The 22,579-nt window shown below is 60.5% G+C and carries 19 protein-coding genes and 1 pseudogene; 10 read left to right on the plus strand and 10 right to left on the minus strand.

Features of this window, described 5'->3' with window-relative positions; genetic code table 11:
- Window positions 1-11: 11 nt before the first annotated feature.
- Both BM132_RS18430 and BM132_RS18435 read right to left on the minus strand, forming a co-directional pair.
- A complete protein-coding gene (locus BM132_RS18430; protein ID WP_092457557.1) occupies window positions 12-854 on the minus strand; it encodes a mechanosensitive ion channel family protein in 843 nt (280 codons plus the stop codon).
- Window positions 855-1,106: 252 nt separating this feature from the next.
- A complete protein-coding gene (locus BM132_RS18435) occupies window positions 1,107-1,592 on the minus strand; it encodes a YajQ family cyclic di-GMP-binding protein (RefSeq protein WP_003205057.1) in 486 nt (161 codons plus the stop codon).
- Between the two features lie 141 nt (window positions 1,593-1,733).
- On the opposite strand from BM132_RS18435, the gene BM132_RS18440 reads away from it, so the two are divergent.
- Genes BM132_RS18440 through BM132_RS18450 form a run of 3 tightly spaced genes read left to right on the plus strand, consistent with a single transcriptional unit; the run spans window position 1,734 to window position 5,318 of the window.
- Entirely contained in the window at window positions 1,734-2,651 is a 918-nt protein-coding gene (locus BM132_RS18440) for a putative 2-dehydropantoate 2-reductase (RefSeq protein ID WP_092457560.1), read from the plus strand.
- A 46-nt stretch (window positions 2,652-2,697) separates the two neighbouring features.
- Complete coding sequence (locus tag BM132_RS18445) at window positions 2,698-4,734, plus strand: sensor histidine kinase (RefSeq protein ID WP_092393339.1); 2,037 nt, start codon at window positions 2,698-2,700, stop codon at window positions 4,732-4,734.
- A 2-nt stretch (window positions 4,735-4,736) separates the two neighbouring features.
- Window positions 4,737-5,318 carry a cob(I)yrinic acid a,c-diamide adenosyltransferase gene (locus tag BM132_RS18450; protein WP_092457563.1) on the plus strand — a complete coding sequence of 194 codons (582 nt, stop codon included), beginning with the start codon at window positions 4,737-4,739 and terminating at the stop codon, window positions 5,316-5,318.
- Window positions 5,319-5,459: 141 nt separating this feature from the next.
- Here BM132_RS18450 and BM132_RS18455 read toward each other — a convergent pair whose 3' ends face one another.
- The 4 genes from BM132_RS18455 to secA all read right to left on the minus strand — a co-directional run bounded on the left by BM132_RS18455 (window position 5,460) and on the right by secA (window position 11,283).
- Window positions 5,460-6,404 (minus strand): Nudix family hydrolase, encoded by a 945-nt coding sequence (locus BM132_RS18455; protein WP_092457566.1) that lies wholly within the window; start codon window positions 6,402-6,404, stop codon window positions 5,460-5,462.
- Window positions 6,401-7,033, minus strand: a complete 633-nt coding sequence (locus BM132_RS18460) for a glutathione S-transferase family protein (protein WP_092457569.1) — start codon at window positions 7,031-7,033, stop codon at window positions 6,401-6,403. Before BM132_RS18460 ends, BM132_RS18455 begins: the two co-directional genes overlap by 4 nt.
- A 174-nt stretch (window positions 7,034-7,207) precedes the next feature.
- Window positions 7,208-8,425 carry a bifunctional glutamate N-acetyltransferase/amino-acid acetyltransferase ArgJ gene (gene argJ / locus BM132_RS18465; RefSeq protein ID WP_092457572.1) on the minus strand — a complete coding sequence of 406 codons (1,218 nt, stop codon included), beginning with the start codon at window positions 8,423-8,425 and terminating at the stop codon, window positions 7,208-7,210.
- Window positions 8,426-8,547: 122 nt separating this feature from the next.
- Window positions 8,548-11,283: a preprotein translocase subunit SecA gene (secA, locus tag BM132_RS18470; protein ID WP_092457575.1), complete on the minus strand. Its 2,736-nt coding sequence runs from the start codon at window positions 11,281-11,283 to the stop codon at window positions 8,548-8,550.
- A 307-nt stretch (window positions 11,284-11,590) separates the two neighbouring features.
- Here secA and BM132_RS18475 point away from each other — a divergent pair, with 307 nt between their 5' ends.
- Window positions 11,591-12,046, plus strand: coding sequence for a DUF721 domain-containing protein (locus BM132_RS18475; protein WP_092393357.1), 456 nt, complete (start codon window positions 11,591-11,593; stop codon window positions 12,044-12,046).
- Between the two features lie 149 nt (window positions 12,047-12,195).
- Here the strand turns inward: BM132_RS18475 and BM132_RS18480 are convergent, their stop codons facing one another.
- Window positions 12,196-13,683, minus strand: coding sequence for a helicase HerA-like domain-containing protein (locus BM132_RS18480; protein ID WP_092457578.1), 1,488 nt, complete (start codon window positions 13,681-13,683; stop codon window positions 12,196-12,198).
- Between the two features lie 190 nt (window positions 13,684-13,873).
- Here BM132_RS18480 and BM132_RS28970 point away from each other — a divergent pair.
- The 5 genes and pseudogenes from BM132_RS28970 to BM132_RS18500 all read left to right on the plus strand — a co-directional run.
- Window positions 13,874-14,905 (plus strand): annotated as a pseudogene (locus BM132_RS28970) (cache domain-containing protein); the annotation flags it as partial.
- A gap of 93 nt (window positions 14,906-14,998) precedes the next feature.
- Window positions 14,999-15,763, plus strand: a complete 765-nt coding sequence (locus BM132_RS28975; protein ID WP_370695207.1) for a methyl-accepting chemotaxis protein — start codon at window positions 14,999-15,001, stop codon at window positions 15,761-15,763.
- 195 nt (window positions 15,764-15,958) lie between these two features.
- Window positions 15,959-17,080 (plus strand): N-acetylglucosaminyl phosphatidylglycerol synthase, encoded by a 1,122-nt coding sequence (locus BM132_RS18490; protein ID WP_092457584.1) that lies wholly within the window; start codon window positions 15,959-15,961, stop codon window positions 17,078-17,080.
- The gene (locus tag BM132_RS18495; RefSeq protein WP_092457586.1) at window positions 17,073-17,864 is read left to right on the plus strand and encodes an N-acetylglucosaminyl phosphatidylglycerol deacetylase; all 792 of its coding nucleotides are present in this window, start codon (window positions 17,073-17,075) and stop codon (window positions 17,862-17,864) included. Before BM132_RS18490 ends, BM132_RS18495 begins: the two co-directional genes overlap by 8 nt.
- Complete coding sequence (locus BM132_RS18500; protein WP_092393375.1) at window positions 17,861-18,856, plus strand: glucosaminyl phosphatidylglycerol flippase; 996 nt, start codon at window positions 17,861-17,863, stop codon at window positions 18,854-18,856. Before BM132_RS18495 ends, BM132_RS18500 begins: the two co-directional genes overlap by 4 nt.
- 111 nt (window positions 18,857-18,967) lie before the next feature.
- Here BM132_RS18500 and BM132_RS28515 read toward each other — a convergent pair whose 3' ends face one another.
- Complete coding sequence (locus BM132_RS28515; RefSeq protein ID WP_177218187.1) at window positions 18,968-19,138, minus strand: hypothetical protein; 171 nt, start codon at window positions 19,136-19,138, stop codon at window positions 18,968-18,970.
- 57 nt (window positions 19,139-19,195) lie between these two features.
- A complete protein-coding gene (gene purU, locus BM132_RS18505) occupies window positions 19,196-20,044 on the minus strand; it encodes a formyltetrahydrofolate deformylase (RefSeq protein ID WP_092393378.1) in 849 nt (282 codons plus the stop codon).
- 303 nt (window positions 20,045-20,347) lie between these two features.
- Between purU and mvaT the strand changes: the two genes are divergently transcribed.
- Window positions 20,348-20,725 carry a histone-like nucleoid-structuring protein MvaT gene (gene mvaT, locus BM132_RS18510; RefSeq protein WP_092393380.1) on the plus strand — a complete coding sequence of 126 codons (378 nt, stop codon included), beginning with the start codon at window positions 20,348-20,350 and terminating at the stop codon, window positions 20,723-20,725.
- A 94-nt stretch (window positions 20,726-20,819) separates the two neighbouring features.
- Here mvaT and sbcB read toward each other — a convergent pair whose 3' ends face one another.
- Window positions 20,820-22,247 (minus strand): exodeoxyribonuclease I, encoded by a 1,428-nt coding sequence (gene sbcB, locus BM132_RS18515; RefSeq protein WP_092457589.1) that lies wholly within the window; start codon window positions 22,245-22,247, stop codon window positions 20,820-20,822.
- Window positions 22,248-22,579: the final 332 nt, after the last annotated feature.

Genomic DNA, 22,579 nt, shown 5'->3' on the forward strand with positions numbered 1-22,579 from the left:
TCATCCAAGGGTTACTGCGCGGCCCCTTCGTGAACCATACGAATAACGCGCTGTGGAAACGGAATATCAATCCCCGCGTCCTTTAAACGATCCCTGGCCTGTTCATTGAACATGAACATCACATCCCAGTAATTCGCCGTCTTGACCCATACCCGCAACGACACGGTAATAGAACTGTCCCCCAGGGTAGAGATCACTGCTTGAGGAGCCGGGTCGGCCAGTACGCGCTCGTCCTTGGCCAACTCCAACAACACTTCGCGAGCCTTTTGCAGGTCGGCCTGATAATCCACGCCTACATCGAACACCACCTTGCGGGTCGGCTGGCGATTGGTGTTGGTGATGATGCCGTTCGACAGGTTGCCGTTGGGTACGATGACGGTTTTGTTGTCACCGGTGCGAATCACGGTGTGGAAGATCTGGATGCTGTCGACCGTACCGGCCACGCCCTGGGCTTCGATCCAGTCACCGATGCGGAACGGGCGGAACAACAGAATCAGCACGCCACCGGCGAAGTTCGCCAGGCTGCCCTGCAACGCCAGACCGATCGCCAGACCCGCCGCACCAATGGCCGCGATGAACGAGGTGGTTTCAATGCCGATCATCGACGCCACACTGACGATCAGCAGGATCTTGAGGATGATGTTCGCCAGGTTGCTGATGAACCCTTGCAGCGCCAGGTCGGCATTGCGCAGTGCCAGCAGCCCGCCGAGTTTGCGGGTTACCTTGTTGATCAGCCACCAGCCGATGGCCAGCGTGATCACCGCCAGCAGCACCCGGCTGCCGTACTCCATAATCATGGGGATCCAGGCCTCGGACGCCTTGATCAAATTGTCCACTTCAGCGTTCAAGTCCATCTACTTCTCCTTTATTCCTGTTACCACGTAAGACCGATGCAAACACCTTGCTCCCACCGCCCCGCTGCCGCCGCGCGGGAGCTGCGTAGGAGCTGCGTAGGAGCTGTCGAGTGAAACGAGGCTGCGATCTTTCCCAAACCACCCGAACCTCAAGCGAAAGATCAAAAGATCAAAAGATCGCAGCCTTCGGCAGCTCCTACGGAACCCGGCGCGAGTGAACTCCCTCGCCACAGGTCTCCATACAGTTGAGTATCAGTCGCGGAAGTTATTGAACTGCAAAGGCATGCCGAATTCCTTGCCCCGCAGTGCCGCGATGGCTTCCTGCAAGTCATCACGTTTTTTGCCGGTGACGCGCACTTGCTCGCCCTGGATGGCGGCTTGCACCTTGAGCTTGGCGTCCTTGATATGAGCAACGATTTTCTTCGCCAGTTCCTTATCGATGCCTTCCTTGAGCACGGCTTCCTGCTTCATCAGCTTGCCCGAGGCATAGGCGTCCTTGACCTCGAGGCACTGAACGTCGATCTTGCGCTTGACCAGGGCCAGCTTGAGGATCTCGATCATTGCCTCAAGCTGGAAGTCGGCCTCGGCGGTCAGATTGACGGTCAGGTCCTTCTCCTTGAACTCGAAACTGCCCTTGCCCTTGAGGTCATAACGACGGTCGAGTTCCTTGACGGCGTTTTCAACGGCGTTGGTGACTTCGTGTTTGTCCAGTTCGGATACCACGTCGAATGACGGCATGTAGTGTTCTCCAATAAAAAAGACGCGCCCGTAACAAAGGCGCGTGCTTGGCTTGTGGTTAAAATCGGGCTCATTATAACGGTCTTTTCCTGTCGACACTGCGAGCCCCCAGATGCCTGCGCCAAACCGAGTAAAAAACTGATGTCCACCACCTGGCATGTCCTGGGGGCCGGCAGCCTCGGCATGTTGTGGGCAGCGCGCCTGGCCCGGGCCGGTTTGCCGGTGCGACTGGTACTGCGCAATGAACAACGCTTGCAGACCTATCAGGCCGCCGGGGGGCTGACGCTGGTGGAACAGGGCCAGGCCCGGCATTACCCGGTGCCCGGGCAAACATCCGACGCCCCCGAGCCGATCACACGCCTGCTCCTGGCCTGCAAAGCCTATGACGCCGAAGCGGCCGTGGCTTCTGTGGCCCATCGGCTGAGCGCCGACTCGGAACTGATCCTGCTGCAGAACGGCCTCGGCAGTCAGGACGCGGTCGCCAATCGTGTTCCCTTGGCCCGCTGCATCAGTGCCTCCAGTACCGAAGGGGCGTTCCGCGACGGTGACTGGCGCGTGGTGTTCGCCGGCCACGGCTACACCTGGCTGGGCGACCCCGCGCACCCGGTGGCACCGATCTGGCTGGACGACCTCACCGCCGCCGGCATTCCCCACGAATGGACGGCTGACATCCTCACCCGCCTGTGGCGCAAACTGGCGCTCAACTGTGCGATCAACCCACTGACCGTCCTGCACCACTGCAAGAACGGCGGCTTGCAGGCGCATCACTGCGAAGTGGCGACCCTCTGCGCAGAACTCACGGACCTGCTGGAACGCTGCGGCCAGCCCATGGCAGCCGAAGACTTGCAGCCGGAAGTCGAACGGGTCATCCAGGCCACCGCCGCCAACTACTCTTCGATGTACCAAGACGTCGCCAATGGGCGCCGCACCGAAATCAGCTACCTGCTCGGCCACGCGTGCAAGGTTGCCGAGCGCCACCGGTTGGCGGTGCCCCATCTGGAACAAGTGCGGCAGCGACTGATTGCCCACTTGCACAACCTCGGATTGCCCGGCGACTGAGCAGCGGCTACGCTGGCCCTCGTGTTCCTTTTTAACGAAGAGTCCGATGCCATTGCGCCAGCGCCTTGAAAACCTCCCGGTCGGCCAGAAATTGCTGGCCGCCCTGCTGGTGTTGTTGACCACCGTCCTGCTGGTGGCCAACCTGACCTTTATCAGCGCCGCCTATTACATCTCCCAGGAAAGCATGGCGCCCCAGGCCCTGCAGACCATCGGTCGACTGGTGGCCAATCCGAGCCTGATCGCCGACGCCCTCCAGTCACCCCAGACCGCCCAGCGCTTGCTGGATGAACTCAACAGCTACACACCGTTGCGGGCCGCTGCCTTGTATGACGGCGAAGGTGAACGCCTGGCGCAACTGCAGGAGGGCGAAAAGCTCAAGCTGCCGGACCATTACCGCCATATGCAGGCATGGCAAGCCAGTGAGTTTCGCAGCAATCAGGTCATCACCCTGCCCCGTCCCGGCACGGCGCCGGGTCATCTGTTGCTGGTGGCCAGCAGCGAACTGCCGACGGCGTTCTACACCGGCACCTTGACCGCCAGCCTCGGCATCCTGATTTTCAGCGTATTGCTGTGGCTGGTCATTGCCCAGCAGATCAAGCGCCTGATCACCCAGCCGATTCATCAGCTCGAGGAGCTGTCGCGCCAGGTCACCCGCGAGGAGAACTATTCCCTGCGCGCCGCCCGCGGCAACCACGACGAAATCGGCAGCTTGGCCGAGGCGTTCAACACCATGCTCTCGCGGATCGAAGCCCGGGAGCAGCAGCTCAAGCGCGCGCGGGACGATTCCCAGGCTGCCTACGACCAGGCCCAGGGCCTGGCGGAAGAAACCCGCCACACCAATCGCAAACTGGAACTGGAAGTCCAGGTGCGCAGCAAGATCGAGAAAAAACTCACCGGCTTCCAGAACTACCTCAACAGCATTATCGATTCCATGCCCTCGGCCCTGATTGCCCTCGACGAACAGCTCTACGTCACCCAATGGAATCAGGAAGCCAGCGCCCTCTCCGGCACACGCCTGGACGAGGCGCTGAACCAGCCGATCTTCCTCGCCTTCGAACCGCTCAAGCCTTATCTGCCGCAGCTCAAGCAAACGGTCGAACAGCACACGGTGGCGAAGATCGAACGTGTCACCTGGACCAAGGACGACGAGGCCCGGCACTATGCCCTGACCTTCTATCCACTGATGGGCGGCGCCGGCCGCGGCGTGGTGATCCGCATCGATGACATCACCCAGCGTCTGTCGCTGGAAGAAATGATGGTGCAGTCGGAGAAGATGCTCTCGGTCGGCGGACTCGCGGCGGGCATGGCCCATGAAATCAACAACCCGTTGGGAGCCATCCTGCACAACGTGCAAAACATCCGTCGGCGTCTGTCGCCGGAGCTGCCGAAGAACATCGAACAGGCCGAACAACTGAATATCGAACTGCAAAGGGTAAACCTTTACCTGCAAAGCCGGGAAATCCCGCAATTGCTCGATGGCATCCAGCAGGCCGGCGCCCGGGCGGCGAAAATCGTCACCCACATGCTCAGCTTCAGCCGGCGCAGCACCCGGCAGATGGCCCCCTGCGACCTGCCGGCGCTGATCGACCAGGCGGTGGAAATCGCCGGTAACGACTTTGACCTGGCGATCGGTTTCGATTTCAAGGGCCAGGCGATCATCCGGCAGTTCGACCCGAACCTGGGCCCAGTGCCCGGCACCGCCAACGAGCTGGAGCAAGTACTGCTCAACCTGCTGAAAAACGCCGCCCAGGCGATCCATCAACGCCAGGACGACAGCGAACCCGGCCGGATTATCCTGCGCACGCGGTTGAACCCACCATGGGCGGAGATCCAGGTGGAGGACAATGGCATCGGCATGAGCGAGAACGTGCGCAAACGCACCTTCGAACCGTTCTTCACCACCAAGGAAATCGGCCAAGGGACCGGGCTGGGGCTGTCGGTGTCGTATTTCATCATCACCAATAACCACAAGGGCCAGATGGAAGTGCAGTCCGCGCCGGGCCAGGGCACCTGCTTCACCTTGCGCCTGCCGTTGACTGGCCCTTCAATGGTGCCGCAGGAACACAAGCAACTGGAGCGCTGAACATGGGTTTTCGCCTGTCGAAGATTTACACCCGCACCGGCGACAAAGGTGAAACCGGGTTGGGGGATGGTCGCCGTGTAGCCAAGGACCATCCACGGATCGAGGCCATTGGCGAGGTAGACACACTCAACAGTCAGTTGGGATTGTTGCTCGCCAGCCTTGCTGTAGAGGTAGCTGAATATCCGGCGCTACAGGAGCTGATCGAGGTCTTGGCGCCGTGTCAGCACCGGCTGTTCGACCTGGGCGGTGAACTGGCGATGCCGGCGTATCAGGCCTTGAACGCGCTGGAGGTCGAGCGTCTGGAAGCCGCCATCGATGCATGGAACGAAGAAGTGGGGCCGCTGGAGAACTTCATCCTGCCCGGCGGTTCGACACTGATCGCCCAGGCCCATGTCTGCCGCAGCCTGGCCCGTAGCGCCGAACGCCGCTGTCAGCAGTTGAACGCCGTGGAGCCATTGGCCGGACCGGGACTGGCGTATATCAATCGCCTGTCGGATCTGTTGTTCGTCGCGGCGCGGGTCATTGCCCGCAGGCAGGGGGTGGCGGAGGTGCTGTGGGTGGCGGCTGCCAAGCCTGGGAGTTGAGCTGGGTCGCCTGGCAGGACCTCATCGCGAGCGGGCTCGCTCCCACATGGGATTTGTGGTGTAACCAGTATCCATGTCACGCAACAGACTCTCTGTGGGAGCGAGCCTGCTCGCGATGAGGCCCGCGAACACCCCACCCAATCAAGGCCCAGGCCAAAACGCTCGAATCCCCGCCACGCCCTGCGCGCCCGCTGCCCAGGCTTGCTGCCGTTCGTCAGGCCCGACCCCACCCAACAGATACACCGGCCGGTTAAAGCCCTCAATCAATCGCGAAGCCTCTTCCCACCCCAGCGGTTGGGCCTCGGGATGGGTCTGGGTCGGTTGCACCGGCGAGAGCGTGACGAAGTCCACGTCCATCTGCTGCGCCAGGGACAACTCTTCGGCGTTGTGGCAGGACGCCGCCAACCAACGGTCCTTGCCAAAAGGTCGACCGGCCGCAGCATGCTTGCGCAGTTGCGCGGCGGTAATGTGCCAGCCGGCGGAAGGAAAGTCCCCCAGCCATTCGAAGGGCCCCTTGAGCATCAACTGGGCCTTGCCGGCGCACAAACCTGCCGCGTCCACCGCCAGATCGCGGTATTGCGGATCGTAGCCGTTGGGGGCGCGCAGCTGGAGCAGTTTGATCCCGCCGGCAATAGCCTTTTGTATGCCGCGCAGCAACTGCGGCGTTTCGAGGCCTTCAGGGGTGATCAAATATTCGCCCGGCAAACGGGCCGCCGCGATAATCGGCTGGTTGGCCGCCGGGAACTCATGGTTCAAAAGCTCCCGGCCCGTGACCCAGGCCAACGGTTGCCCTTCGGCGCCGTGGGGCTCGCCGGTGAACGCCGAGACTTCCCAGACATCCAGCAACACCTGTTTGTCCGGATAATCATGGCGCACCTTGATCAGCGGCCGGGCGGTGTCGACCACAATCCCCAGCTCTTCATGAAGCTCTCGGGCCAGGGCGGTTTCGACGGACTCATCCGCCTCGACCTTGCCACCGGGAAACTCCCAGAGGCCGCCCTGGTGCTGAGTGTCGGCCCGTCGGGCGATCAGGATTTTGCCGGCAGCGTCACGAATGACCGCCGCCGCTACATGGACTCGTTTCACCGCGCTGTTTCCTCCAGGCCGGCCTGTTGCCACGCCTTGAACGCCGGCCATTGATAGATAGTTTCGACATAGGCCGCATCGACCTCGGGCAACGCCACCTGATAGGTGCGCAAGCGCACGGCCACCGGCGCGAAGAACACGTCGGCCAGGCTCAAGCGGCCAAACAGGTAGGGCCCGGCTTCAGTCGCCGCGGCACGGCACTCGGCCCACAGCGCCAGCATCCGCTGGATCTCCGTCAGGACCTCCGCCAGCATAGGCTCCAGCGGCGCATCGCGGGTCAGGTCAAATGGCATGTGGCTACGGATGGCAAAAAAACCGCTGTGCATTTGTGCGCAGGCCGAACGTGCCTGAGCCCGGGCCGCTACGTCCCTGGGCCAGAGGCCGGCGTCTGGAAACTGTTCCGCCAGGTATTCGGCAATCGCCAGGGAGTCGGCGATCACACCGAATTCGGTCTTGAGCAACGGGACCTTGGCGGTGGCTGAATACTTGAGCAGTTTTTCACGGGTGTCGGGTTGGTCGAGCCTGACCAGTTCCTCGGTGTACTTTGCGCCGGTCAACGCCAGGGCCAAAGCGCCGCGCAAGGACCAGGAGGAAAGGTGTTTGTCGCCGATGATCAGGTGCAGGCTCATGTCTGGAATCCTTTCTTATGGGTCAATCAGAAATTGTGTCGAATCTGTACGGGCGCCATCGCGAGCAGGCTCGCTCCCACAGAGGAAATTGTGGTGTGACTACTTTTTATATCACCCAACGAACCCCTGTGGGAGCGAGCCTGCTCGCGATTGGCGCAACTCGATCCCGAACTGTTAAGTCCGATACTCAGCGTTGATCTTCACATACTCGTGGGACAGGTCGGTCGTCCAGATCGTTTCGCTGCAATCACCCCGTCCCAGCTCGATACGAATGGTGATTTCTTCCTGCTGCATCACCGCCGCGCCCTGGGCTTCGGTGTAGGTGGCGGCGCGTGCGCCCTGGCTGGCGATGCAAACTTCACCGAGGAACACGTCAATCTTGCTCACGTCCAGCTCCGGCACACCGGCACGGCCGACCGCGGCGAGGATCCGGCCCCAGTTCGGGTCGGAGGCAAACAGTGCAGTCTTGATCAGGGGCGAATGCGCCACGGTGTAGCCGACATCCAGGCATTCCTGATGGTTGCCGCCGCCGTTGACCTGCACGGTCACGAATTTGGTCGCGCCTTCGCCGTCACGGACGATGGCCTGGGCCACCTCCATGCACACTTCGAACACGGCCTGCTTGAGGGCGGTGAACAGCGCACCACTGGCTTCAGTGATTTCCGGCAGGTCGGCCTTGCCGGTAGCGATCAGCATGCAGCAGTCGTTGGTGGAGGTGTCGCCGTCGATGGTGATGCGGTTGAACGACTTGTTGGCGCCGTCGAGCATCAGGTCTTGCAGCACCTGCCGGGAGACTTTGGCGTCAGTGGCGATATAGCCAAGCATGGTCGCCATGTTCGGGCGGATCATGCCGGCGCCTTTGCTGATGCCCGTGACGGTGACCGTCACGCCATCGTGCTGGAACTGACGACTGGCCCCCTTGGGCAGCGTGTCGGTGGTCATGATGCCGGTAGCGGCAGCGGCCCAGTTGTTTTCCGACAGGTCATCCAGAGCGGCCTGCAACGCGCCTTCGATCTTCTCGACCGGCAACGGTTCGCCGATCACACCGGTGGAGTACGGCAGCACCTGGCTGGCGTCGACGCCGGTCAGCTCGGCCAGTTTGGCGCAAGTACGCTCGGCGGCGGCCAGGCCTGGGGCACCGGTGCCGGCGTTGGCGTTTCCGGTGTTGGTCAGCAGGTAACGCACCGGCCCCTGGACCCGTTGCTTGGCCAGGATGACGGGGGCTGCGCAAAAGGCGTTGAGGGTAAACACGCCGGCCACCGTCGAACCTTCAGCGCAACGCATGACCACGACATCCTTGCGCCCTGGGCGCTTGATGCCCGCCGAGGCGATACCGAGTTCAAAACCGGCAACCGGGTGCAACGTTGGCAACGGACCAAGACCAACAGCCATGAATGCGCTCCTAAATAGATAAATCGACACCGCCTTAATCGAGACGGCGAATCAAAATGGCAAAACGCCGCGACGGCTGAAAGCCGGTCGCGGCGCGGGTCGTTCAGCGTTTGAAACGGGTGTTACTGAATCTGCCCGTGACAATGCTTGTATTTCTTGCCCGAACCGCAATAGCACAGCTCGTTGCGGCCCAGCTTCTGCTCGTTACGTACCGGCGCGGTCGCCAAGGCAACATCCACCTCGGCGCCCTCCTCCTGGGCAACTTCCAGGCCTGGGGCCGGGGCGTGCTCGAACTGCATGCGCGCGGCCAGGGCTTCGGCTTCCTGACGCAGACGGGCTTCTTCTTCGACCGGGTCTTCGCGGCGAACCTGAACGTGGGACAACACGCGGATCGAGTCGCGCTTGATCGAATCCAGCAACTCGGAGAACAGCGTGAAGGACTCGCGCTTGTACTCCTGCTTGGGGTTCTTCTGGGCGTAACCACGCAGGTGGATACCATGGCGCAAGTGATCCATGGTCGACAGGTGGTCTTTCCACAGGTCGTCCAGCACCCGCAGCACGATCTGCTTCTCGAAGGAGCGCAGCGCTTCTTCGCCGGCCTGGTCTTCTTTCTCGTTGTACGCAGCGATCAGTTCGGCCAGCAGCTTCTCGCGCAGGGTTTCTTCGTACAGGTGATCGTCTTCGTCCAGCCATTGCTGGATCGGCAACGCCACGCCGAAGTCGCTCTGCAAGGCAGCTTCCAGGCCGGCGACATCCCACTGCTCAGGCAGCGACTGCGGCGGAATGTGGGCGCTGATGGTTGCGTTGAGCACGTCCTGGCGGAAATCGGCGATGGTTTCGCCAATGTTGTCGGCGGCCAACAAACTGTTACGCATGTGATAAATCACTTTACGCTGTTCGTTGTTGACGTCGTCGAACTCCAGCAATTGCTTGCGGATATCGAAGTTGCGGCCCTCGACCTTGCGCTGGGCTTTCTCGATGGCGTTGGTCACCATCCGGTGTTCGATCGCTTCGCCGGGCTGCATGCCCAGGGCCTTCATGAAGTTCTTCACCCGATCAGAAGCGAAGATACGCATCAGGCTGTCTTCCAACGACAGATAGAAGCGGCTGGAACCGGCATCGCCCTGGCGACCGGCACGGCCACGCAGCTGGTTGTCGATACGACGCGATTCGTGACGCTCGGAAGCGATCACCTGCAAACCACCGGACTCGAGCACCTGTTGATGACGCTTCTGCCAGTCGGCCTTGATCTGCGCGATCTGCTCGGGCGTCGGGTTTTCCAGGGAGGCGACTTCCACTTCCCAGTTGCCACCCAACAGGATGTCGGTACCACGACCGGCCATGTTGGTGGCAATGGTCAGGGCACCCGGACGACCGGCCTGGGCGATGATCTCGGCTTCTTTTTCGTGGAACTTGGCGTTGAGGACCTTGTGCTCGATACCTTCCTTGGTGAGCAATGCAGACATGTGCTCGGAAGTTTCGATCGTGGCGGTACCCACCAGGATTGGACGGCCCTGGGCCATGCATTCCTTGATGTCGGCAATGATCGCCGCGTATTTCTCATCGGCGGTGAGGAACACCAGGTCGTTGTAGTCTTTACGGGCCAGCGGCTTGTTAGGCGGGATCACCATCACTTGCAGGCCGTAGATCTGATGGAATTCGAACGCTTCGGTGTCGGCGGTACCGGTCATGCCGGACAGCTTGTTGTACAGGCGGAAGTAGTTCTGGAAAGTGGTCGAGGCCAGGGTCTGGCTCTCGGCCTGGATGTTCAGACCTTCCTTGGCTTCGATGGCCTGGTGCAGGCCTTCGGACAGGCGACGGCCCGGCATGGTCCGGCCGGTATGTTCATCCACCAGCACAACCTGGCCGTCCTGGACGATGTACTCGACGTTGCGATGGAACAGCTTGTGGGCACGCAGACCGGCATAAACGTGGGTCAACAGGCCCAGGTTATGGGCCGAGTACAGGCTCTCGCCCTCGGCCAGCAGGCCGACGCGGGTGAGCATTTCCTCAATGAACTGGTGACCGGCTTCATTGAGCTCGACCTGGCGGGTCTTCTCGTCGACCGTGTAATGGCCGGCCTTGGTCACTTCACCCTCGACTTCTTCGACGTGAAGTTCCAGCTGCGGGATCAGCTTGTTGATCTCGATGTACAGCTTGGAACTGTCCTCGGCCTGCCCGGAAATGATCAGCGGGGTACGGGCTTCGTCGATGAGAATGGAGTCGACTTCGTCGATTACGGCAAAGTTGAGTTCACGCTGGAATTTTTCATCCAGGCTGAACGCCATGTTGTCGCGCAGGTAGTCGAAACCGAATTCGTTGTTGGTACCGTAGGTGATATCGCAGGCGTAGGCGCTGCGTTTTTCTTCCGGCGGCTGGAACGGCGTGACCACCCCGACCGTCAGGCCGAGGAATTCATACAGCGGGCGCATCCAGTTGGCATCACGGCGGGCCAGGTAGTCGTTGACCGTCACCACATGCACGCCCTTGCCGGACAGTGCATTGAGGTATACCGCCAGTGTCGCCACCAGGGTCTTGCCCTCACCGGTACGCATTTCAGCGATCTTGCCTTCGTGCAAGGTCATGCCGCCGATCAACTGAACGTCGAAGTGACGCATGCCCATCACCCGCTTGCCGGCTTCACGGGCAACCGCAAAGGCTTCGGGCAGGAGCTGGTCAAGGGTTTCACCCTTGGCGATGCGGTCCTTGAATTCGGCAGTCTTGGCGCGTAACTGATCGTCCGAAAGGGCCACCATTTGCTCTTCGAAGGCATTGACGATCTGTACCGTCTTGAGCATGCGTTTGACTTCACGCTCGTTCTTGCTTCCAAAAAGTTTCTTTAACAAAGGCGCAAACATATCGGCAGGATCTTCCACACTAAAGGGATGGAGGGCGGCCCCGTGAGTCGCCCGTGCAGCCCTCATGGCCGCATGCGAACGAGCATTCTACCCGGAAACGATGGTGAGGAAAGTGGCGTTATTCCACGATGCTGGCACAGCGCTGTGACGGGGCCTCCCTAAAATAAGGGCTTTTACGGGAACTTCAACCCACAAACGAGAGAAGTTATTCATTGATTGGGCGGACAAGGGCGCCCGCGGCGAGCGGTGGCGGCGCACTCGGCGGTTTCTGCTACCATGGCGCCTCTGTCACTTGCGGTATTCGTTCATGGCCTTTCGCCCTCTTCCAGCCAAGGTTCCCGCCGTTCTGCTGCGCGAAGCCAAACCGCTGAAAGCCATCTTCGGCCACGCCAAACGACTGGGTCACTTGCAGCGCCTGCTGGACAGCCAATTACAGCCCGCCGCTCGCGAGCATTGCCACGTGGCCTCCTGGCGCGAAGGCAGTCTGCTGCTGATCGTCACGGACGGGCACTGGGCCACGCGCTTGCGCTATCAGCAAAAGCGCTTGCTGAGGCAATTGCAGGCGTTCGAGGAATTTGCCGGCCTGACGCGGATTCTGTTCAAGGTACAACCGCCCACGGTGCAGGTCGCCGTCAAGGGGCACACGCTGGACTTGTCCACCGACGCAGCCGCCACCATCCAGGCCACTGCGGACGGCATCAGCGACCCCAACCTGCGGGCGGCGCTGGAGCGGCTGGCGGCGCATGCGCGGCCCAAGGATTGATATCTTCAGGGCCTATTGAATAGCTATCGCGAGCAGGCTCGCTCCCACAGGGGATCTTCGGTGAACACAGATTTTGTGCACGAAACAGGACCATTGTGGGAGCGAGCCTGCTCGCGATAGCGGTATATCAGCCACCCCCCCTGTTAAAACTACCGGCGTTTTTTGCTCCCCAGCAACGACCCCATCAACCCACGTACCAACTGCCGGCCCAACTGATTGGCCGCCTGGCGCATCGCCGATTTCAATGCCTGGCCGGCCGCCGTACCGAGAAACTCCCCGGCCTTGTCGGTGAAGCTCGGTTCTTCAGCAGTCGCCTTGCCCTGAGCCTCTTCGGCTTGCGGCTCCAAGCCCTTGCGTCCCATCAGCACTTCATAGGCCGACTCGCGATCAATGGGTTTGTCATAACGCCCCTGCAACGGCGAACCGGCAATCAGCCCGGCACGTTCGGCTTCGGTCAACGGCCCGATCCGCGACTGGGGCGGTGCCACCAGCACGCGCTGGACCATCTCCGGCGTGCCCTTTTCCTGCAGGGTGCCGACCAAGGCTTCGCCAATACCCAGCTCGGTCAGCACCGTCAGGGCATCGAATTGCGGATTGGGCCGGAAACCGTCCGCCACTGCCCGCAGGGATTTCTGCTCCTTGGTGGTAAAGGCCCGCAGGCCGTGCTGGATGCGCAGGCCCAACTGCGCCAGCACGTCGTCCGGCAAGTCTCCTGGCGACTGGGTGACGAAATACACCCCCACGCCTTTGGAGCGAATCAGCCGCACGACCTGTTCCAACCGTTCTTGCAACGCCTTGGGGGTATCGGCAAAGAGCAGATGGGCCTCATCGAAGAACAGCGCCAGCAGCGGTTTGTCCGCGTCGCCGCGCTCGGGCAATTGCTCGAACAACTCGGCCAGCAGCCAGAGCAGGAACGTGGCATAGACTTTCGGCGCTTCATGCACCAGACGGCTGGCGTCCAGCAAATGGATGCGGCCGCGGCCGTCGCTGGCCGGTTGCAGAATATCTTCCAACTGCAAGGCCGGCTCACCGAACAACGCATCGGCGCCTTGTTGCTCCAATGTGGCCAAGCGCCGCAGCAAAGCCTGGCTGGAACCGGTGGTCATCAAAGCGGCGTCGTCCCCCAGCAGCTCGGGGTTGTCCCTGAGGTGATTGAGCAGCGCCTTCAAGTCCTTGAGATCCAGCAGCAACAGACCTTCGCGGTCGGCAACCTTGAAGGCCGCGTACAGCGCCGATTGCTGACTGTCGGTGAGTTCCAACAGGCTGCCGAGCAACAGCGGGCCCATTTCACTCAGGGTGGTGCGCAACGGATGACCGGATTTGCCGTGAATGTCCCACAGGGTCACCGGATACGCCTGGGGGGTGTGGCCGAGCCAGGACATGCCGGCGATACGCTCGGCGACTTTGCCTTGGGGGTTGCCGGCGGCGCCGAGGCCGCACAGGTCGCCTTTGATGTCTGCAGCGAATACCGCAACGCCGGCATCACTGAACGTCTCGGCCAGGCGTTGCAAGGTGACAGTCTTGCCGGTGCCGGTGGCACCCGCCACCAAACCATGACGGTTGGCCAGGCGCATGGCCTGGGCGATGGGTTGGCCGGCAAGGTCGGCGCCAATAACAAGTTGCGATGAGTCAGGCATTTCGTCACCTGTGATTAATCTATGGCCTTGCATGGCCGATATCTAAAGCGACAGACCCTACTGAAAACAAGGTCGGATAATTCCCTAAGGAGAGAAGGAAATATCAGCTTTTTTTCACTATGAAGCCATTTTTGCGCGCTTGTATATAAGCACGCTTAGCGTATCAAGACCTTAGCGGACCCCCCGAGCCATGAATAAAAACCTGCGCTTTAGCCACAAAATTCTAATAGCCGCCGCGCTCATCGTGATTGCAGCCTTCGCTTCCTTCACGGCCTACAACGATTACCTGCAACGCAACGCCATCCGTGACGACCTGGACAGCTACCTGCATGAAATGGGTGCTGTCACGGCAAACAACATTCAGACCTGGCTGACCGGCCGCATCCTGCTTATCGAGAACCTGGCCCAGAACATCGCCGTCACACCGGACCCGAGCAGCGTCACCCACCTGCTGGAACAGAAAGCGCTGACCTCGACCTTCATGGCGTCCTACCTTGGCGATGCCCAGGGCAGTTTTATCATTCGTCCCGATGCGAAGATGCCTGACGGTTTCGATCCGCGCGTACGTCCTTGGTACAAAGGCGCACAAAGCAGCAGCACCTCGACCCTGACCGAGCCCTACATCGACGCTGCCAGCGGCGGGCTGATCATTTCCATCGCCAGCGCCTCGAAAAACGCCACGCAAAATGTCGGTGTCGTGGGCGGCGACCTGAGCCTGCAGACCATTGTGGACAACCTCAAGACCGTGGATTTCGACGGCATGGGGTATGCCTACCTGATCAGCGCCGACGGCAAGATCCTGGTCCACCCGGATAAAGCCCTGGTCATGAAAACCCTGGCCGAAGCCTACCCGACGAACACCCCGAAGATCAGCGACCAAGTCAGCGAAGTCGAGGTCGATGGCCATACGCGCATCGTGACCTTCACGCCGATCAAGGGCCTGCCCTCGGTGAACTGGTACGTCGGCGTGTCGGTGGATAAAGACAAGGCCTACTCGATGCTCAGCGATTTCCGCACCTCGGCCGTCGTGGCGACGGTCATTGCCGTGGCGTTCATCATTGCGCTGCTGAGCATGTTGATCCGCTTGCTGATCCAGCCGTTGCATGTGATGACCCGGGCGATGGAGGGCATCGCCGATGGCGACGGCGACCTGACCAAACGCCTGACGATCCAGAATCAGGACGAATTCGGCATTCTGGGCACGGCGTTCAACCGCTTCGTGGAACGTATCCATAATTCGATCCGCGAAGTGTCCTCTGCCACCGAACACGTCAACGAAGTTGCCTTGCGGGTGGTGAGCGCGTCGAACTCCTCGATGGTCAATTCCGACGAGCAGGCCAGTCGCACCAACAGCGTTGCCGCGGCCATCAATCAATTAGGCGCCGCTGCTCAGGAAATCGCCCGCAATGCAGCGCAAGCGTCCCATCAGGCCAGCGACGCCCGTGGCTTGGCCGAGGACGGCCAACAAGTGGTGGATCGCAGCATCGCCGCGATGAATCGCTTGTCCGACTTGCTGAGTGCTTCGAGCAGCAACGTTGAATCGCTGAACAGCAAAACCGTGAACATTGGCCAGATCCTGGAAGTGATCACCAGTATTTCCCAGCAAACCAACCTGCTGGCCCTCAATGCCGCGATCGAGGCGGCCCGGGCCGGTGAGGCCGGGCGCGGGTTTGCCGTGGTGGCCGATGAAGTGCGCAACCTGGCCCACCGCACCCAGGAATCGGCGCAACAGGTGCAGACCATGATTGAGGAATTGCAGGTTGGCGCCCGGGATTCGGTCACAACCATGAACGACAGCCAGCGCCACAGCCAGGAAAGCGTGGAAATCGCTAACCTGGCCGGTGAGCGTCTGAACAGCGTGACCCAGCGCATCGGCGAAATCGATGGCATGAACCAGTCAGTGGCCACCGCCACCGAGGAGCAGACGGCCGTGGTGGAATCCATCAACGTGGACATCACCGAGATCAACACGCTGAACCAGGAAGGCGTGGAGAACCTGCAATCGACATTGCGTGCCTGCTCAGACCTTGAGCAGCAGGCGGCGCGGTTGAAGCAACTGGTGGGCAGTTTCCGCATCTGAGGCCTGGACTGACGCCATCGCGAGCAGGCTCGCTCCCACATCGGTTTTGTGTACACAGATCCACTGTGGGAGCGAGCCTGCTCGCGATGGGGGCCCGTCAAACGCCACATCACCTCATTGACTCCCTCCCCCCACAACCCCAACCGAACATCTATTCTTACTAAAGGTCAACAAAGGAGAATACAGACCGGAGGGATGTTCATCGTGCACATAGCGGACATAACCATGTTCTACGCCCCCGCCAGCGGCGGCGTGCGCACTTATCTGGATGCCAAGCACCGGCGCCTGAGTGATCGGCCCGCCATTCGTCACAGTCTGTTGATCCCCGGCGCGCATTTGAGCGAGCACGACGGGATCTATCAGGTTCCCGCCCCCGCGCTGCCTTTCGGCAAGGGCTATCGCTTCCCGCTTCGCCTGGCACCTTGGCGCAATGTCCTGCGTGATTTACAACCAGACCTGATTGAAGTCGGTGATCCCTACCTGACCGCATGGGCTGCCCTGGACGCCCGGCGTCAGCTCGATGTGCCCGTGATCGGTTTCTATCACTCCGATCTGCCGCTGCTGGTCAGCAACCGGATGGGCAACTGGTTCACGCCCAACATCGAAGCCTATGTCAGCAAGTTGTACGGCAATTTCGACCGGGTCCTGGCGCCGAGCCAGGTCATGGCCGACAAGTTGACCGGGCTTGGGGTCAAGAATGTCTACGTGCAGCCTTTGGGCGTGGATCTGCAAACCTTCAACCCCGCCGCCCGCGACCCGGAACTGCGAGCCGAACTGGGAATCGCCGAAGACACCCGCCTGCTGATTTTCGCCGGCCGCGGTTCCAGGGAAAAAAACCTGCCGGTGCTGCTCAAGTGCATGAAACGCCTGGGCGAGCGTTATCACCTGCTGCTGGTGGGTTCGTCCATGCCCGCTGTGGTGCCGGACAATGTTACGGTGGTCGATGAGTTCTGTCCGGCGCCGCAAGTCGCCCGGCTGATGGCCAGCGCCGATGCCTTGGTGCATGCCGGCGACCAGGAAACCTTCGGCCTGGTAATCCTTGAAGCCATGGCCAGCGGCATCCCCGTGGTGGCGGTGGCGGCCGGGGCCTTCACCGAAATCGTCCACGAAGACTGCGGCCTGCTGTGCACACCCGACAATCCACAGGCCATGGCCAACGCCGTGCGGCAGCTGTTTGCCGAAGGCTGCCAGCGACGCGGTGTGCTGGCGCGCCAGCACGTGGAGCGCCACTACGCGTGGGACTCGGTGGTCAACAGCCTGTTGGGGCACTACTACAGCGTACTGGGTGAACAACTGCCCCTGCTGGCCAATGGTTGAGGTGACATCCGTGTCGATCAATCACTCGCCCAGCCTGCTGTTGGTGTTGCATGACGTGGCGCCGCAAACCTGGCCTGACTACCAGCCCTTTGTCGAAGCTGTCGACGCCCTTGGCCACGTGCCAATGACCTGGCTGGTGGTGCCGGACTTTCACCACACCAACGCGCTGGAGCATCACCCAGGCTTTCGACGCCTGCTCGACGAGAGGGTCGAGCGCGGCGACGAATTGGTGCTGCACGGCTATTACCATTGCGACGACGGTCCGCCGGCGACGCATCCCAAGGACTGGTTCATGCGCCGGGTCTATACCCACGAAGGCGAGTTCTACAGCCTCGGCGAGGAGGCGGCCCTCGCCCGCCTGCGCGCGGGTGTCGAAATCTTCCAGCGCTACCAGTGGCCGCTGGAGGGTTTCGTCGCGCCGGCCTGGCTCATGAGCGAAGGCACGCGCCAGGCACTGCGCCAGTTGCCACTGAGTTACACCAGCGATCCCCAGCACCTCTATCGCTTGCCGGACTTCACCCCGCTCGACGCCCCGGGGTTGGTCTGGAGCGCCCGCAGCGCCTGGCGCCGTGGCCTTTCCAAAGTCATCAATGATCAACGTGAACAGCGCTGGCGCCAGGCGCCAGTCATTCGCCTAGGCCTGCATCCCGTCGACATGCGTCACGACTTTTCCCGGGATTATTGGTTGCGCACCCTCGAGCGCCTGCTCAACGACGGTCGCGAGCCGTTGACCAAGGTCCAATGGCTGATGACCCAAGGCCTGCGGGCCTGCGACGCCGCATGAAACGGCTGATCTGGCTGAGCGCCGCCTTGCTCATGGCGCTGCTGGTGCCGTGGCTGATGGGTGGCGGGGAGATGTGGTCGCGGGTGCAGCGCTTTCCCTTGTCATTGCTGCTGACCATGCTCGGCATGATTGTCCTCTGCTGGGGCTTGAACTCCGTGCGTCTGCGTTTGCTGCTGGGTGAACACCGCGGGCGCGTCGGCCGGCTGAAAAGCATTGGCGTCGTCATGTCCACCGAGTTCGCCATGTGCGCCACGCCCGGCGGCAGTGGCGGGCCGCTGACGCTGATGGCATTGCTGGCGCGTAATGGCGTGCGTCCGGCCCATGGCAGCGCGGTGTTTGCCATGGATCAGTTGAGCGATCTGCTGTTTTTCCTCTGCGCCTTGGTCGGCATCCTGTTTTATGCACTGTTCCAGAACCTCAGCCAGCGCATCGAATGGATGCTGGCATTGAGTGCCTTCTCGTTGTTTGGCGGACTGTTCGGCTGCGTGCTGGTGGCCCGCTACCACCGCAAACTGATTCTGCTGGGCGCGCGGTTATTGCGACATTTGCGGGTAAAGACCGCCACTCGCCAACGCTGGGGACGCAAGATCCTGCACTTTCTGGCGGCATTTACCGACACCCTGAAATTGCCCCGTCAAACCCTGTTTCAGGTCTTCGGCCTGACGTGCCTTCACTGGGCGCTGCGCTACAGCGTGTTATATCTGGCGTTGAGGGGATTGGGCGCGGATTTGCAGTGGGCCTGGAGTTTCCTGATCCAGATGCTCTCCTTGAGCGCGGGGCAGTTCAGCCTGCTGCCCGGCGGCGCCGGGGCGGCTGAGTTGACCTCGGCGGCACTGCTGGCGCCGATGGTGGGCAAATCCACGGCGGCAGCGGCGATTCTGATCTGGCGGGCGGTAACCTATTACTTTTATCTGGTCGCCGGTGGACCGGTGTTCTTTTTGATGGTCGGGCGACCATTGATCAAGAAACTGATCAAGCTCAAGCAAGCCTGACGCCCATCCACACATCACCGCTTCGCGCTTTTGTAGGCGCTGGCGAAGCCTGCGATCTCTTGGTGTTTTCAGCGAGGCTGAAGATCAAAAGATCGCAGGCTTCGCCAGCTCCTACGGGGGATCGGATTCATCCTCGGGGTGCGTTTGTTTCCACAGTTGCGCAGCGTCGGGAAACTCCGTGCCATCTTCCGGGCTCAACGCCTCAGGATCGTAACGGCTCAGGCAACCCTCACCCAGGGTCGCCGGGGCTCGGGAGGTGGCTTTGTCCAACGGATCGGTCATGGCGAACCTCATGAAAAAGGGCCTGGTGATCACTCGCCCAGGCCCTTTGCAGTGTAGTCAGAACACCACGGTCTTGTTGCCGTGCACCAGCACCCGGTCTTCCAGGTGATAACGCAAGCCTCGCGCCAGTACCATTTTTTCCACGTCACGGCCGAAACGCACCATGTCTTCGATGCTGTCGCTGTGGCTGACGCGCACAACGTCCTGCTCGATGATCGGCCCCGCGTCCAGCTCTTCGGTCACGTAGTGGCAGGTGGCGCCAATCAGCTTCACGCCCCGCATCGAAGCCTGGTGATACGGCTTGGCACCGACAAACGATGGCAGGAAACTGTGGTGGATATTGATGACCTTGTGCGCGTATTCGCTGCACAAGGAAGGCGGCAGGATTTGCATGTAGCGGGCCAGCACCACCACCTCGGCGTCGTGCTGTTTGACCAGCCGCGACACTTCGGCAAACGCCGGCTGCTTGTCCTGTGGGTCGACCGGGACGTGGTAATACGGGATACCGTGCCATTCCACCATGCTGCGCAAGGCGTCATGGTTGGAGATGACACAGGCAATGTCGCAATCGAGCTCATCGCTGTGCCAACGGTGCAGCAGATCCGCCAGGCAGTGAGACTCTTTGCTGGCCATCAACACCACGCGTTTCTTCTGCGCGGTATCGGTGATTCGCCAGTCCATCGAAAACTCTTCGGCAATCGGTGCGAACGCTTCGCGAAAGGCTTCGATGCCGAAAGGAAGCGAGTCGGCACGAATCTCGTGACGCATGAAGAACCAGCCACTGTGAGTGTCCGAGTGATGGCTCGCTTCAGTGATCCAACCATTATGGGACGCCAGAAAATTACTGACTTTAGCAACGATGCCGACGCGGTCCGGGCAAGCGATCACCAGCCGAAAAGTGCGCATTAGGGGAACTCCAGAACTTCACAAAGGCGGCCATTCTAGCCATTGCGCGGCAAAACTGCAGTATCGATGACACGCCGCGCACATTTGTCTGCCCAGGCAGCAATGGGGCGGACCTTCGGCAACACGCTATATTTGTGAGCAGATGTGAAGACTGTGTTTCAGTATTTAACTGCAACGCCGTTTTTGCGAGGCTGCACTAATTAATTAAATAAAACATCGGTTAAATGTTTACTTGATGAAACTGTCTGATTACTATTGCCTCACTGTCTCCTTGTCACCCGCGTCCTACATAAGGTAGTCCTCATGTCCTTGATCAATGAATACCGCAGCACCGAAGAAGCAATCAAAGAACTGCAAGAGCGTCTGAAAGCCCTTTCCAAAGACGACAAGCTGCAGAAAGAGCTGGAATTCGAAGGCAAACTGCGTACGCTGATGGGCGAATACCAAAAATCGCTGCGTGACATCATTGCCATGCTGGATCCAGAAGCCAAATCGAGCAAAGCAACCCGTGGCGCCGTAAAAACTACCGGCACCAAACGCGCTCGCAAAGTTAAGCAATACAAAAACCCGCACAACGGCGAAGTCATCGAAACCAAAGGTGGCAACCACAAGACTCTGAAAGAGTGGAAAGCCAAGTGGGGCGGTGACGTGGTTGAAAGCTGGGCAACCCTGCTGGGCTAAGCCTCAGCGGTTCGCGCCGCTTTATGCGAACAAAAATAACGCCAGCGATTGCTGGCGTTTTTTTATGCCTGTGATTTACCCACTTCATCGCCACTCAAAGGCTTAAACGTTTACGCAATTGCTGGCTGTAGCCCTGCCACTCTATGAGTACCTCGCGCTGCAATGGCGTAGAAACGGCCATCCACTCCTCCATCGCCTCATCAAAACTTTGCAAGGTATTAGGCGCCCCCCATTCCGGGGAAGACAAACGCTGCTGACAGAACAGTCTCCAGCGCTCCTGCTCTTCGGCGGTCAAGGTCTCAGGGAAGTTACGCGCGCGATATCGGAACAATAACTCCGGTAAACGCTCATCATCAAAAGGCCAGTGCGCTGAAGCCAATTGAGCAGGGTCAGCCATGCGGACTTGCTCGCACAATCGACGATCGCGGTCGCCGATGAAGCCTGCGTATAACTGCTGCTCGGGATCCTCACTGGCCGTGAAATCCTCGCGCCCATAAATAGCCTGAAGTTTGTCCTGCCAAACTTGCTGTGCGTCAGTTAGCCGCAGCGCACGCTCGTGGTAAACGTCCATGTCCAGTTGCAGCCGCTGCTGGTCCTCGGCACGCAGCACCGAGAGTGGGGCGACCACCGGGCACTTGTTGATGTGAATGAGTTTGAGAGGCACCGGCAACTCGCCTTCGAGCAGTTCTTCACGGCGGGTATACAAACGTTGCCGCAGGGATTCAGCATCGTGGTCCAGCAAACCCAGCGGGTCCAGGTGCAAGTCACAGACAATCAGAGCATTGCGATTTTTCGGGTGCCAGGCCAATGGCAAAACTACTCCGATATAGTTTCGCGCAGCCGAAAAGCGCCCGGAAACATGCACCATAGGCTGCAACAGGCGGACCTGATCCATGACTTTCTGTTTGCTGCGCAACTGGAACAGCCACTCGTAAAGCCGGGGTTGTTTCTGGCGGATCAGACGGGCCAGGGCGATCGTCGCGCGCACGTCCGACAACGCATCGTGGGCCTGGCCGTGGTCAATACCATTGGCGGCGGTCAGGCGCTCCAGCTTGAGGGTCACGCGGCCCTCCTCTTGCGGCCAGACAATGCCTTCGGGGCGCAGCGCATAGGCGGCGCGCACCAGGTCGATCAGGTCCCAACGGCTGTTGCCGCCCTGCCACTCCCGCGCGTACGGGTCGAAAAAATTCCGATAGAGGCTATAGCGGGTCATTTCATCGTCGAAGCGCAGGGTGTTGTAACCGGCGCCACAGGTGCCGGGCGCGGCCAGTTGCCCGTGGATACGGGTCATGAAATCGGCTTCAGTCAAGCCATTGTCGGCCAGGCGTTGCGGGGTAATGCCGGTGATCGCACAAGCCGCCGGATGCGGCAGGATGTCCTCGCTGGGCCGACAATACAGATTCACCGGCTCGTCGATTTCATTGAGTTCGAAATCGGTACGGATCCCCGCCACCTGCAAGGGCCGGTCGCAACGTGGGTTGATGCCGGTGGTTTCGTAGTCGTACCAGAAGATGGAAGTCACGGGTTGTTCCTGGGTTGAAGACTGGCGAAGTCTAGGCCTTCGAGCCCATCGGCGGCCAGCGCTGCATAACTTTTGAAATCCAAACGGGCGCTGAGGCGGACATGGGTTCTGTAAGCACTGAAAAATCAATGTGGGAGCGAGCCTGCTCGCGATAGCGGTGGATCAGTCGGGATCAATGTTGAATGCGCCATCGCTATCGCGAGCAGGCTCGCTCCCACACGGGTTCTGCTTTGTCTTCGGGCCCTCAATCCTGTTGCAAGCCATGAAATGACATACATAGTTATGTCGTTTGCCCGTGCGAAGGCTGCTAGCATCTGAGCCGACATTCAACG

The organism is Pseudomonas sp. NFACC45 (assembly GCF_900113505.1).
Lineage (GTDB): Bacteria > Pseudomonadota > Gammaproteobacteria > Pseudomonadales > Pseudomonadaceae > Aquipseudomonas > Aquipseudomonas tehranensis.